We start from the raw sequence: 13,366 nt of genomic DNA on the forward strand, positions 1-13,366 counted from the left end.
ATGGCAAACATTGATTTTCCCGCTGAAATCCGCGCGCTGCGGGCCACCTATGCGTCCATCGAGAACGTCTCGAACGTCGAGGCGCTCAAGGAAGACATCGCCGAGCTCAGCGAGCGGGCCGGTGAACCCAATCTGTGGGACGACCCCGCCGCCGCCCAGGTCATCACCTCGAAGCTCTCGCACAAGCAGACCGAGCTCGAACGGCTCAACAAGCTCGTGGCCAGGATCGACGACCTCGAGGTCCTCGTGGAACTCGGCCAGGACGAGGACGACGCCGACTCCATGGGCGAGGCCGCCGCGGAACTCGAATCGGTCCGCAAGGCGCTGGCCGACCTCGAAGTCGTCACCCTGCTCTCCGGCGAATTCGACGAACGCGAAGCCGTGGTGACCATCCGCGCCGGCGCCGGTGGCGTGGACGCGGCGGACTTCGCCGAAATGCTGCTGCGCATGTACCTGCGCTGGGCCGAACGCCACGGCTACCCGACCACCATCATGGACACCTCCTACGCCGAAGAAGCCGGGCTGAAGTCCGCCACGTTCGAGGTCAAGGCGCCGTATGCCTTCGGCACGCTGAGCGTCGAGGCCGGCACCCACCGCCTGGTCCGGATCAGCCCCTTCGACAACCAGGGCCGCCGCCAGACCTCCTTCGCGGCCGTGGAAGTGATCCCGCTGATCGAGCAGACGGACTCCATCGACATTCCGGACAACGAGATCCGCGTGGACGTCTTCCGCTCCTCCGGCCCCGGCGGCCAGTCGGTCAACACCACCGACTCCGCGGTGCGCCTGACCCACATCCCCACCGGCACCGTGGTGTCCATGCAGAACGAGAAATCGCAGCTGCAGAACCGCGCCGCCGCCCTGCGGGTGCTGCAGTCCCGCCTGCTGCTGCTAAAGAAGGAACAGGAGGACGCCGAGAAGAAGGCGTTCGCCGGCGACGTCAAGGCCTCCTGGGGCGACCAGATGCGCTCCTACGTCCTGAACCCGTACCAGATGGTCAAGGACCTCCGCACCGAGCACGAGGTCGGCAACACCTCGGCCGTGTTCGACGGCGAAATCGACGACTTCATCGACGCCGGGATCCGCTGGCGGACGGACAACCGTAACGCCGAGAAGTAGGCCCGGAGCCCGGCTGGGAGCCTCCACTGGGAGGTCCCTGACAATCGCGCGACACACCCCGCCGTTCCGGCCGATCCGCCGTTACCCGTGCGTATAGTCGAGGGGCCGGAGCTCTACTTCCCCCAAACGAAAGCCCTTGCGCCGGCAGCAGAACCGGGCCCCCGCGGCCTCGTCCTGCAGGGTACTAAGGGCCATGATCCGTTTCGAAAATGTCACCAAGGTCTATGACCAGAAGGCGCGGCCGGCGCTGGATTCGATCAACCTTGAGATCGACCGTGGCGAATTCGCCTTCCTCGTCGGAGCTTCCGGCTCCGGCAAATCGACCTTCCTACGCCTGGTCCTCAAAGAGGACCGCGCCTCCTCCGGCGCCGTCTACGTCGCCGGCCAGAACGTCGCCAACATCTCCAGCTGGCGGGTACCGCGCCTGCGCCGGGGAATCGGCGTCGTCTTCCAGGACTTCCGCCTGCTGCCGCAGAAGACCGTCTTCGCCAACGTCGCCTTCGCCATGCAGGTCATCGGCAAGAGCCGCAGCGTCATCCGCGACACCGTCCCCGAGGTCCTGAAGACCGTCGGTCTGGAAGGCAAGGAAAACCGTCTCCCGCACGAGCTCTCCGGCGGCGAGCAGCAGCGCGTGGCGATCGCCCGCGCCGTCGTGAACCGCCCCGGCATCCTGCTGGCCGACGAGCCGACCGGAAACCTGGACCCCACCACCTCGATGGGCATCATGGGCGTGCTGGACAAGATCAACCAGAACGGCACCACCGTGGTGATGGCCACGCACGACGACGACATCGTCAACGAAATGCGCAAACGGGTGGTGGAACTGAAGAACGGGGTCGTGATCCGCGACGAGGCCAAGGCCCTCTACACCTCCATGATTCCCGTCGTGGGCCAGTCGCGCCGCCTGCGCGACGCCAGCGGACGGGACGAACAGCCGCAAGTTATCCTGCCCCGGGCAGGGTCACGCGCCGAAGCCCGCGCCGAACTCCGCACCGCAGGGGAGGGCCAGGCGTGAGGCTTGCATTCGTCCTGGGCGAGATCGGCAGCGGCCTGCGCCGCAACCTGTCCATGGTGATCTCCGTGATCCTGGTGACTTTCGTGTCGCTGACCTTCGTCGGCGCCGCCGGCATGCTGCAGCTGCAGATCAACCAGATGAAGGGCTACTGGTACGACAAAGTCCAGGTGGCCATCTTCCTCTGCAGTGACGGTTCGACGGCGCCCGGCTGCGCCACCGGGCCCGCGACGCCGGAGCAGGAGGACAACCTGCGCACGCTGCTGCAGTCTCCCGCGGTGGCGCAGTACGTCAACGACTTCCAGTACGAGTCCAAGGACGACGCCTACAAGCACTTCAAGGAACAGTTCTCCAATTCCCCGATCGTGGACTCCGTGACCCCGGACCAGCTGCCGGCGTCCTTCCGGATCAACATGAAGGACCCGGAGAAGTACGAGATCATTTCCGAGACCTTCTCCTCCCAGGCCGGCGTGGAGACCGTGATCGACCAGCGGCAGCTGCTGGAGCGGCTGTTCTCGGCCATGAACGCGGCGTCGCTGGTGGCCGTGAGCATCGCCGGCGTCATGATCATTTGCGCCATCCTGCTGATCGCGACCACCATCCGGCTCTCCGCGTTCAGCCGCCGCCGGGAAACAGGCATCATGCGCCTGGTGGGCGCGTCCAAGATGGTCATCCAGCTGCCGTTCATCCTCGAAGGCGTCATCGCCGCGGTGATCGGTGCGGCCCTGGCCTCCGGCACCCTGTGGGCCGTGGCCCACTTCTTCCTCGAGGGCGTGATGTCCAAGCAGTATCCGGACACCGCGTTCATCTCGCCCGGGCAGACGCTGATCCTGGTGCCTGCCCTGATTGGCCTGGGCGTCGTCCTGGCCGGAATTTCCTCCCTGCTGACCCTCCGCCGGTACTTGCGGGTCTAGCTTTGCGCAACGAAAAGGGAATGCTTATGACACCGATGGCCCGCCGCCCCTTCCGGCAGTCCCTCCGGCACCGCCTGGTGGGAAGCCGCAGCCGGATGATCAGCGCCACCCTGGCGCTGGTCCTGGCCGGGACCATGGGGGCCTCGGGTCCGGCGGCATTCGCCGACGACCTCGAGGACCAGCAGGCCGCGCTGCGCGAGGAGGCCGCACGGGTCCAGCACTCCCTCGAATTCGTGGACGGCCGGATCGCCCAGGCCGCGGCAGACCTGGTCCTGTACCAGGGCCAGCTCCCCGGCGCCCAGCAGGCCCTCACGGACGCCCAGGGCCGCGTGGCCGGCGCGGTCCAGGAAGTGCAGGCCCTCGCGGCCCGCGTGGACCTGGCACAGCAGAACAAGGCAAAAATCACGCAGCAGCTGGAAGCGGACAAGCAGAAGATCGCGGACACCCGGAAACTGATCGGACAGATCGCCACGCAGGCCTACAAGTCCGGCGGCGTCCCGTCCAACCTGTCCCTGTTCTTCGGATCGAACCAGGGCAGCAGCCTCACGGACACCATCGACCTCGCGGACCAGGCCCTGCGCAGCCAGAACTCAGCAATGGACAAGCTCACCCAGCAGAGCGCCACCAATGTCAACGCGCAGGCCCGGCTGGCCGCCGTCGAGGCTGAAATCACCGACCTCAAGGCCAAGGCCGACGCCGCGCTGGCCCGGGAAAAGGCCGCCCGGGACGAGGCCGCAGCCAAGAAGGCCGCCGTGGACAAGCTGATCGCCGACACCACCCGGCTCGACGCCCAACTCCAGGCCGCCAAGCCCGGCATCCAGAACCAGCTCGCCCAGGTCAAGGCCCAGCAGGACGCCGTCGCCGCCGAAATCGCCGAACGCGACCGAAAGCTGCGGGAGGCCTGGGAAGCCGAGCAGCGGCGCATTGCCGAGGCCGCGGCGGCCGCCGCCCGGGCCCAGGGCCAGGCCGTCCAGCCGTATGTCCCGCCGGCCCAGGGCTCACCGTCGGCCTTCGGGCTGCAGCACCCGTTCCCCGGCAATATTCCGATCACCTCCGGGTTCGGCTGGCGTGCGACGCCGCCGGGCACCATCGACTTCTACGGCCAGGGCGGCTACATGCACACCGGCATCGACTTCGGCGCCGCCTGCGGCACCCCGGTCTACGCCGCGGCCGCCGGGACCGTCTTCTCGGCCGGCTGGGCCAACGACGGCGGCGGCAACAACGTGAAAATCTCCCACGGGGTGGTCCAAGGCAACTCGCTGACCACGATTTACTACCACAACACTTCCGTGGCGGTCTCGGTCGGCCAGCACGTCAACCGGGGGCAGCTGATCGCCTATTCAGGCACCACCGGCAACTCCACCGGCTGCCACTCGCACTTCGAGACCTGGCTCAACGGACGGGCTGTGGACCCGATGAACCTGCTGTAGTCCGCACGGGGCATCCGGCGGGCCATCCGCTGAGGCGGGCGCCCTGCCGTAAACTGGAAAGACTCCGCACCACTTGGCCGGAGTGAACCACCAACAAACCGAGGAGTCCTACCGTGCCCAAAGAAAGTGGCCGTAAGGTAGTGGCCACCAACCGCAAGGCCCGGCACGACTACCACGTCCTTGACACCTATGAAGCCGGCATCGCGCTGATGGGCACGGAAGTGAAGTCCCTGCGCGAGGGCCATGCCTCGATGGTGGACGGCTTCTGCACGTTCTACAACGACGAGCTGTGGATGGAGGGCATCCACATCCCTGAGTATCACCAGGGGAGCTGGACGAACCACGCCGCGCGCCGCCGCCGCAAGCTGCTGCTGCACCGCGAAGAGCTCACGAAGATCTCGCACAAGATCCGCGAGTCGGGTTTCACGATCGTGCCGCTGCAGCTGTACTTCGTGGACGGCCGCGCGAAGGTCGAAATCGGCGTCGCCCGCGGCAAGAAGGAATACGACAAGCGCCAGACGCTGCGCGAACAGCAGGACAAGCGCGAGGCCCAGCGCGTCATGCGCGAACGCAACCGCCGCTAGCGCGCCGCAGGCTGTCACCGCCCCCGGGAATGTTTCCCGGAGACGGTGCGTTATCATTAGTAGTCCGGGAAGGATTCGAAAGTGTCCGGTCCGGGTTTGATAAAAAAATACGGGGATGATCGGTTTCGACGATGTTAGTCGCGACAGGTGAAGCGGGCCGAGGATGCAGAATTATCTCGTAAACGCTGTCTGCAAACCAATAAGTGCCGAATCAAAACGCACTGACTTCGCTCTCGCTGCCTAAGCAGTAAGACAGTCCGTCAGCCCGAGGTTGCTATTGCCCCGGATCCTGGCGTCATTTAGATAGCCACTGCTGTTTACCTCCGTCATCGGGGTAAACGGGACTCTTAGATGACTGGGCCCGGATCAGCCAGCTGTTTGCAGCATGGCTGGGGCCGAGAAAATCCAACGCAAACTGCGCCCGGAGAAGCCCTGACAACACGACATCGGACGGGGGTTCAATTCCCCCCATCTCCACATGTGCAATCTATTTTGTGTCTCATGACGTTTGGTCAGGATGTCACGGACGGAAGAGATTGCGAGTATCACTCGGAGACAATGCGACATCGTCTCCGCCCCCGTATCTTGATGGAGGCCTCTCAGACCGAGAGGCCTCCATTCTTGGTTAAGAGGCTTCATTGCATATCGGTATAGTCGACCGTCAGACGGGCGCAACTGTCGAGCTACCTCGAGGTGGGTCAGTCGAGTGGCCAGAAGTAGTCCGACTCTTCGATACCTCGGACGTCCCCGATGGCAGTCCGTTCCTCGTTCCAGAGGACGGCGACATGGGCAGCGTCCGCTTCGTCAACGAGTATCTCCTAGAGGCAACCCGGCAGCACGCATATCGGTCTAACGGACTCTTGAAGCACCATGTGCCTGTCTTGCGGCGCCTGCTGATGTTTCTTCGCGAACACCAGGGGCTCGTCGATCTGACTGCAGCGACCCGCACAGATCTTGTTGCTTACAGGGACCATAGACGCCCAAGTCTTGCGCCGACGTCGTGGAATGGAGAACTGTCGATACTCGCGGGTTTCTATAGCTACGCGAAAGCCAGCGGCTGGATTGACTCAGATCCGGTGCCACGGTGGGGCTCTCGCCAACGAAATACGCTCCGAGACCGTGTGAATGAGCATCGTCGAGAACGATTTCTCACCGAGGCGCAGAGCAGATTCTTCCTCGAAGTTGGCTTACGCGGAGATGCGCCAGCACCTTTGGAGCTCCGTCCCCGTCATGCAGAGAGAAATTATGCCATGGGCCTGTTGCTCGTCTCCACGGGACTCCGCAGACAAGAAGCAACGCTTCTCCTCGATTGCGAAGTGCCAACCTCTCCAACCATGCACCCAAGTGGTGTGCAGTCCTTCTTGCGGTTTGGCAAGGGAGGCCGTCCCCGAGCCGTCTGGGTAACGGAGGCGCTCGTAGACATCGTTGACCTCTACAGGGCTACAGATAGGAATAGGATCGTTCGACAAAGCCAGCAAACGCTCCGCCGGAGACGTCGGAACGGGGACTTGCTGGTCGTCGACGCTATCATTCCTACACGGCGAGGACACGACATTCGTGTCGGTAGCTTGGTCATGGGCATTGAGCGCTTCAGCGATGAGGATAGGGCTCGGGCGGTCATAGTCAGGCCTGACGGGATTATCGAACCGCTTACCTTGTTCGTCGTCGAGGGAGGCAGGCCCCCAGCACTTCGCACCGTCAACAACTTCTTCAACGAGGCCATGGAACGTGTCGCCAGCATTGATCACCCTGATCGGCCACCTGCCCATCTCGATGTGACGCCGCACGTTATGCGGCACACATTCGCTGTCAGAATGTTGGCCGCGCTGATGCGCCAAGGTCGGCAGACCGGCGGCGACCCATACCAGCTCCTTGCGTCGCCCATAGTCGTGGTTCAGCAGCTCCTTGGGCATTCTGACGTGGAAACTACGCTGCGTTACCTGTACGCAGCGGAACGCTATACGGAGCAGCTCCCCGCAGCGCTTCGTCAATCTGTGGCTGCCTCCCTCGCATGGACTGTTGAATGACGAGGAGAATCCGTGCGGACCTCGACCTAAGCAGCGCCCGCTCCGTTGTCAGTTCCAGATATGGGCGAAGCTGGCTCACGAACATAGATCCGACCCGCTACGCAGTGCCCGTTCTCGTGTCAGAACTGGCCGACAAATGGGTGGAGGTTTCCTCAGAAATTCCTGGTAGTTCAGGGATGACACAGCAGGCGATCCTGCGGTTCAGCGAGCACGTCCAGGGACAGATGGATGTGGCTTCCCAACCTGACTTTCAACTCCATGATCTTAGAGTCAGACACCTTGATGCGTGGGAAATGTCGCTTTTGGAACACCAGCGACTCCATCCCACAGACAGCCCGTACCGCAAGGCTGTGCAATTCTTCGCCCTCTTGCGCAGGATTGACGACGATGACAGCGGGCGGCTGCACGCCAAAGTTGTAGATCGTCTCGCTCGGCCCACCCGCCTCTCTCATATTCGGAAAGCGGGCCGTTCCGACTTTTCTGACGGAGAGCTCCGCCGGCTCCGCAGTGCCGCGCACCGGTTGGTATTTCGCGCCAACGTCGATACTCAGGAAGGAGCTTCCGTACCTACAAGAGATGTCTTAGTGGCGCTGTTTATCCTGCTAGCTCTCGCAACCGGTGAGCCTCCCGAAGTTCTCCGTCAGCTGACCTATGACGACATCGTGGCAAGCGCGGCCCCCGGTCACGGTGTCCCGCGAAGCGCATCCCTCGAGCGGCTGGTTCGGTCGGACATCGTGGACTCAGTATGTATCACTTACACGAAATCGCGTTCCGGACTGAAATATGACGAGGTTTACAATCGAAAGCTTCATCGCGCCCTGCATCATGCAGTCAGGGGAGTTGTCATGATTACTGCCGCTGCCAGGCAGCAGACGAATGAAAGGTCGCTGTGGTTAGTGGAGTCCAAGGGTGAAGTTAATCAGGTCAACTGGGCAAATGTCAGCTTTCGCCAATGGTGCGACAGTTACGTGCATGGAGAGCGAATCGAAGGAAAGGCACAGTTCTCGCGGCTTCGGAAGTCGGTGGTGCGCCGAGAGTTGGTCGTGTCGCCCACGCGCTATTTGCGCGACGGGCGCAGGCACACTTCACGAACGCTGCTCGCACACTATACGAACAGCTCGACGCTGCGAGCCCACGCCGGAACTCTGCTGGTTGGTACAATCGAAGGCCTTTTTGCTGGCGCCATCGGGCCCACCGTCATCACGCCGGAAGCTGAGGAGATCCTTCGCGATTCGGTCGGCGCTTCACATCGTCTCACTCCCACTGATCCGCGCGTCGACCTATCCTCCGCCCACAAGGGTGGCCTGGCGGATTGCATGGACCCTCTCGACTCACCGCATGCGCCAGAAGGATCGGTCTGCCCGGTGGCGCTGGCCGGCCAATGCTTTACCTGTCCGAACGCCGTGATTACGCAGGAGCACCTGCCGGCACTGGTCGAGATGAGTCGGATCTCAGCCCCTGAATCATCTACGGACGCCGCGCTCTGGCGGGAAGTCTGGGAACCAACGTATAGATCAACAACCTCAATTCTCAAACTTTTCCCGGCGAACAAGGTCCGCGAAGCATCGGACCGGGGGCAGGCCGTGCTTGTGGATCTCGGCATTAGAAATGGACCAAGGGGACTTGATGAGTAGGGCCGCAGAGCTCAGGCTATGGACTCCGCTCGGGGGGCCGTTCCATTTCCAAGATCATATTCACGATCTGCTTCCGCAGGGGTCGCGGTTCGGAGACGATTTTTGGGACTATACCCCAATTGCCTTTCCGAGTGATACGACTCGGCGGCTGCACTTCGGACGGGTGCCTGACGGCTATCAAGAAACTGTTCGTACGTTTCTTGCACTCCGGGGAAGGCCGACCCATCCTGGCGTCGTCGAAAGAGGGGTCGTCCTGCCAGGACGCCCGGCACCCGTCTCTGCTTTGTCCGGACTGTTTACACAGCTCCGGACGCTTGCACTATGGGGGAACGCCTCTGGCCTTCACTCGTTTCGTGGCTGGACTCAGGCAGACGCCGATCGCTTCGTCACCAATGCGCAAGAAGGCAAACACCGTCCCGAGGGGAGAGCTCTGGTACCCGACACGTTGCGAGGCTACACGGTCCTAATCAAGCGCCTGGAGGAGTTCAGTTCTGTTTTGCCCGACGGCCTCCAGTTCGTCCCATGGCCAATGCGGACCGGTGCCCGCGTCGCTGGACATGTTCGAGGCATCGAAAACGTTACGCCCCCACTTCCTTGGGAATCCTGGGCTCCGCTGATTGCGGGGTCCTGGAAGGTGATCGAATCCTGCAGCGACGTCATTCTGCGGGCACATTTGGCACTGCACGACGCGCCACTCCACAACGCGCTAAGCCGCGGGTATACCGGGAGGCCTGCCGTCGCAGCATTGGATGACTACTTCGACAAGGGTGGCTATGTTCCCCTTCACACAGGGTTTGGGAAGAGCGGAGGCGCACCCCGGGGGACCCCTAATATCTCCATGTTGGCGAGGATTACCGGCGTAAGCACCAACTCTTTCAAGCCCTCCCATCACGCCTACAACCCGGGGGCGGCAGGACTCGTAGAGCAGATGGTGCGCTCGGGTGCCGTCCGATTCGGCGGATTGATCGTACCGCACGACGGCTCAGCAGGAGGGTGGATTGACGAAGTCGGCATCGGAGAGGCCGAATACCTTCCCAGCGTTCTCCGCGGCGCCTGCTACACAATAATCTCAGGACTATCAGGGATGCGTGATAGCGAGATTCAGGCGCTGGAGTCCGACTGTATTGCCCAACAGGATGGACTCTCAGTCCTGCGGTCGGTTCAGATCAAGGGAAATTCAACGGTGGGCGGAGTGAAGCGGGGCTGGTGGGTTCCGCCAGCTGTCGAACAGACCATTCGGGTGCTCGAACGGCTTGCAACGCATCCCCGTTTATTTTCGCGGGGAGGAAGGGACGGCAGTCGTGGAGAAAAGGGAGCTTATGACCCCACAAAGGACCTCCGACGGCTGATTGAGTTTGTAAACGCAGAGCCAAACCAGCGCCCCGGCAAAGGTATGGGGCTTGGTTTGCAACCCATCGCTTTGGACCCAAAAAGTTCCGTGCACGCGACATCACTTCGAAGATCGTTCTCGGTCTTCGCCGCAACCAAACCCGGCCTGGAGCTTGGTCTTGGCATTCAGCTGGGACACATGGCCCTTAGACAGACAACGGGCTACATCAGCGACAGTAAAGAATCGGCCGTTTCGATTCTGTCCCAGGACCGTGCCGCTGTTGTGAGAGATGAAGTGCATCGGTTAGTCGTGTCGGCGGGCGGAGTCGCTGGGGAGGGTGGCGCCCAAATCAGCGCCATTCGCGCGAATGTCGTGAAAGACCCGACGCGAGCCGCCGCCCTTGCAGCGTCAGCTGCCGAGAACTATCACCTCGGAATCGTAAATGACTGCTGGTACCGGAAACACGCTGCTGCTTGCGGGGATGACGGGCCACAGCTGGCGAGCCACTTTTGTGCAAACATCAGATGCTCTAACGCTGTAGTGCACGATGCGCACGTCCCTGCCCTTAGAAACCAAATTGACCGAATCGATCGCAGTCTCGAAGTAACGGGCATTCATCCCGAATTCGAAGCTTCCCACCGCCAGGAACGAGCGGAACTCGTGACCGTCCTAGAAATAATCAACGAAGAGAGCAATCACTGATGTCCAGGCCCTTCACACCCGTAAGCGAGGCTGCGCTTCAGCAGATCAGCGACGCAATCGATTCGATGTTGTATGACCCAACTTTGTCCCGGACCAAGCGGCAGATTGAGAAGATCGCTGGGCTGTCGCATGCAACCGTTGCCCGGGCCTTCGTCCAAGACAGTTCCGGAAGGGGCCCGCAGGGGATCAGGCTAACCGAGCGGTTCAACGAGCTGGCTTCCGCAACAAGTGGAAGGTCTTTGGAAAGAGTCGAACAGCTTGGCCTGGAAGCCAAACTGAATGAAAAGAATGAGGAGATCAAGCGACTCAAGGCAATGCACGCACGCCACGCCCAGGCGCTGTACGCCTACTATCTCCGGTCTATCCAGGACAAAACGGATGGAATAAGGCTTGTTCCTATCGGAGTCAACCGGCCTAGGGGACTTCGGCCATAGCCGTTTCGGCCTTCGACCATTGACGGGTGCCTCCGCCTTAGGCGGCGCTCGGGTCGTTCGAATGTCGGGGCGAGGGAGCGGGCAGGCAGAGCATTTCAAAGCACTAGCAAGCAGCATGCGTAGGGGCATATTCAAAGACACACGCCTGGCCCTTTTCTGAACGGAGGCCAATCCGACTGTCACTCCTAGCATGCGGGAAACCTTTGGTGGCGGACTCTGGAACGGGTCGGCGCCGATGGCGCGAGCCTATGACGGGCTAAATGCCTCTCACGTAGAGAGGCTCGATGCGGAGTGGAGCTTTACCGGGCCAAACAAGCACCGCGTTTCCGACTCGTGAATGCTCCTTGTCGAGCACGTCCACTCGCGATACGCGTCCATCGGGGTGGGTCAGTTCCTGAATCCTTCGCTGATGCCAATGACCGCAGAAGACGTTGGGAGGGGCAAGAGCATCGACGACATCGCGGAGTAGTGCGCGGGTCCGGTCTGCCCTGCAGACGACGTCAGGCGGAAGCTGGAGCTCGCTCTTCAAGGAGACGCCCGCCGGGGCGTCGTGCGTGATAAGGATGTCAACGGGGCCGCTGGCGATCAACCTTTGAGCTTCCTCAGGTGTGGGCTCTTCGTTTCTCCACCAGTCCTTTCCCTCGGACCTATGATCTTGGTCCACACTGAAGGCCCCGCCTAGGGCACCCACAACGAGGCTGCTGATCTGGGTCCGGCCGCCCCTGGGCAAGATCCTGATGTTGGAACGGAAGGTCGCCAACCCGTCCTCCTCCACGGAAAGCCGATCGAGCGTATCCCAGTTGTCGTGGTTTCCGCCCGACAGGATCAGCGTCATCTCGAACTCTTGCAGATACTTGTTCAGCCGGGACTCGTATCGGCCACGTAGAGCCCCTGGCCAGTCCAACGCGAAATCTCCCACGTGGAGCAGCGTGCTGACTCCTTCGCGCGCTGCTGATCGGATGGTGGCGATGGCCCACCCCAAGTTGCCGTGCCAGTCGCCGGCGACGACGAACGGTCCGCGGTCGTAGGGGGAGTTCTCGACGGCGCATCTATCGATCGCTCCATCCGGATTCAGCTTGACCTCCTCGAGGCTCTCCTGTCGTAGAGGCGAGAGATTGAAACTACCTCAGTTGTGCCACGGAGCGTCGGAATCCCGTCGAGACGGACGTCCAGCCACATAAGGCCCCGTCGCCCCACATGCATGTCCACAATTTTTAGGAGCCTGATGGTCTCGCCGTCGCGGCGAAGCTCTGCCGTCGGTAAATGGGCATATCGCGGCACAGGCTGCCGATCGTCGTGGAGCCTCACGATCTCGCGGGGCGATACCAAGTGCATGGCGTACAGGGTCCCCGAGGCGGTCCGCACCGCAAAGCTTCCAGACGTCGCGTCCGTTATTGATTGTGGGCTTGAATCCATTGCGGTTGCGCCGCTGGTCGTTAGGGGCGCTCCGGTGGGACCGGAAGCTGGATCTCGAGGAATTGCGGTATCCCACCGCCTTCGAGTTGCATGCGGAGATCGAACGTGACTTCGAAGTCCTCGGGTACGTAACTAAGGAAGTGCTTCAAAACAGGCACGGATACGTCCTCGTTCAGATCGAGAATGACTGAGACTCCCATTGGAAGGCCTTTCGCTTGCGGCGGTGATTTGTCTCTCATGTATCACTAGTGGAGCAGACAATTATGCTCCATTCTAGTGGCATGGGGTGTGCCCATCAGACCTTCCCAGACTCCCGTAGAGCAGCTGCAGCGGTGGGAGAAGCGCCGTCAGCAGGTCGGCTCGCGCATCCGCGAACTCCGACTCTTACGTGAGCTCACGCAGGAGTCCTTAGCCCTGGAGGCGCAGCTCAGCCGCAACATGGTTATTGGCATCGAGTGGGGCCGTAAGAGTGTTGCTTACGAACGGTTATGGGATATTGCTGACGTTCTCGGCGTGGACATTCTGGATTTGTTCTCGCCTCCAACGGCTGCTGTGATCAAAGGCGGACTCAAGGGGCAGTTTGCGGGTTCTTCCCGAAAGCCCAGGCAACGGCGGCTGCCACATCGGAATGCCGTACGAAGCCGTTTGTCGGCTCCTTCCGAACCCTGAGGCAACGGCTCTCTTGGTCCCCACGCGCACTAATGAACGTGACGCTCAGTGACGCTGAATGCCTATGTTCGGGCGTTCGCATGGAACGGTCCCCGGAG

General features: G+C 61.9%; 12 protein-coding genes and 1 other RNA gene. 10 read left to right on the plus strand and 3 right to left on the minus strand.

The annotated features are described in order from the left end of the window. The 6 genes from prfB (at window position 1) to ssrA (ending at window position 5,536) form a co-directional block, all read left to right on the plus strand. Window positions 1–1,116: a peptide chain release factor 2 gene (prfB, locus tag C566_RS0115375; RefSeq protein WP_018775243.1), complete on the plus strand. Its 1,116-nt coding sequence runs from the start codon at window positions 1–3 to the stop codon at window positions 1,114–1,116. 193 nt (window positions 1,117–1,309) lie between these two features. Next, on the plus strand, window positions 1,310–2,131 hold the full coding sequence (ftsE, locus tag C566_RS21620; RefSeq protein WP_018775245.1) for a cell division ATP-binding protein FtsE: 822 nt from the start codon (window positions 1,310–1,312) through the stop codon (window positions 2,129–2,131). Then, window positions 2,128–3,042, plus strand: a complete 915-nt coding sequence (gene ftsX / locus C566_RS0115390; RefSeq protein WP_018775246.1) for a permease-like cell division protein FtsX — start codon at window positions 2,128–2,130, stop codon at window positions 3,040–3,042. The genes ftsE and ftsX overlap by 4 nt, the downstream gene beginning before the upstream one ends. 26 nt (window positions 3,043–3,068) lie before the next feature. Beyond that, complete coding sequence (locus C566_RS0115395) at window positions 3,069–4,472, plus strand: peptidoglycan DD-metalloendopeptidase family protein (protein ID WP_018775247.1); 1,404 nt, start codon at window positions 3,069–3,071, stop codon at window positions 4,470–4,472. A gap of 113 nt (window positions 4,473–4,585) precedes the next feature. Beyond that, window positions 4,586–5,056, plus strand: a complete 471-nt coding sequence (gene smpB / locus C566_RS0115400) for an SsrA-binding protein SmpB (protein WP_026266743.1) — start codon at window positions 4,586–4,588, stop codon at window positions 5,054–5,056. A gap of 111 nt (window positions 5,057–5,167) precedes the next feature. Next, window positions 5,168–5,536, plus strand: a transfer-messenger RNA (tmRNA) gene (gene ssrA / locus C566_RS22450). A gap of 707 nt (window positions 5,537–6,243) precedes the next feature. Here ssrA and C566_RS23235 read toward each other — a convergent pair. Continuing rightward, the gene (locus C566_RS23235; RefSeq protein WP_231386386.1) at window positions 6,244–6,969 is read right to left on the minus strand and encodes a hypothetical protein; all 726 of its coding nucleotides are present in this window, start codon (window positions 6,967–6,969) and stop codon (window positions 6,244–6,246) included. A gap of 230 nt (window positions 6,970–7,199) precedes the next feature. Here C566_RS23235 and C566_RS22745 point away from each other — a divergent pair, with 230 nt between their 5' ends. The 3 genes from C566_RS22745 to C566_RS22165 all read left to right on the plus strand — a co-directional run bounded on the left by C566_RS22745 (window position 7,200) and on the right by C566_RS22165 (window position 11,183). After that, on the plus strand, window positions 7,200–8,717 hold the full coding sequence (locus C566_RS22745; RefSeq protein ID WP_155846902.1) for a hypothetical protein: 1,518 nt from the start codon (window positions 7,200–7,202) through the stop codon (window positions 8,715–8,717). A gap of 1,084 nt (window positions 8,718–9,801) precedes the next feature. Then, window positions 9,802–10,749, plus strand: coding sequence for a hypothetical protein (locus C566_RS22750; protein ID WP_196802387.1), 948 nt, complete (start codon window positions 9,802–9,804; stop codon window positions 10,747–10,749). Continuing rightward, the gene (locus C566_RS22165) at window positions 10,749–11,183 is read left to right on the plus strand and encodes a hypothetical protein (protein WP_018775251.1); all 435 of its coding nucleotides are present in this window, start codon (window positions 10,749–10,751) and stop codon (window positions 11,181–11,183) included. The genes C566_RS22750 and C566_RS22165 overlap by 1 nt, the downstream gene beginning before the upstream one ends. A 256-nt stretch (window positions 11,184–11,439) precedes the next feature. Here C566_RS22165 and C566_RS0115420 read toward each other — a convergent pair whose 3' ends face one another. Together C566_RS0115420 and C566_RS22755 are read right to left on the minus strand one after the other, a co-directional pair. Next, window positions 11,440–12,258 carry a metallophosphoesterase family protein gene (locus C566_RS0115420; protein WP_081627352.1) on the minus strand — a complete coding sequence of 273 codons (819 nt, stop codon included), beginning with the start codon at window positions 12,256–12,258 and terminating at the stop codon, window positions 11,440–11,442. 361 nt (window positions 12,259–12,619) lie between these two features. Beyond that, entirely contained in the window at window positions 12,620–12,799 is a 180-nt protein-coding gene (locus C566_RS22755) for a hypothetical protein (RefSeq protein WP_155846904.1), read from the minus strand. Between the two features lie 88 nt (window positions 12,800–12,887). On the opposite strand from C566_RS22755, the gene C566_RS23470 reads away from it, so the two are divergent. Beyond that, the gene (locus tag C566_RS23470; protein ID WP_081627353.1) at window positions 12,888–13,268 is read left to right on the plus strand and encodes a helix-turn-helix domain-containing protein; all 381 of its coding nucleotides are present in this window, start codon (window positions 12,888–12,890) and stop codon (window positions 13,266–13,268) included. The last annotated feature ends 98 nt before the right edge of the window (window positions 13,269–13,366 follow it).

It is taken from the genome of Arthrobacter sp. 131MFCol6.1, assembly GCF_000374925.1.
In the GTDB taxonomy this organism is placed as follows: Bacteria; Actinomycetota; Actinomycetes; order Actinomycetales; family Micrococcaceae; genus Arthrobacter.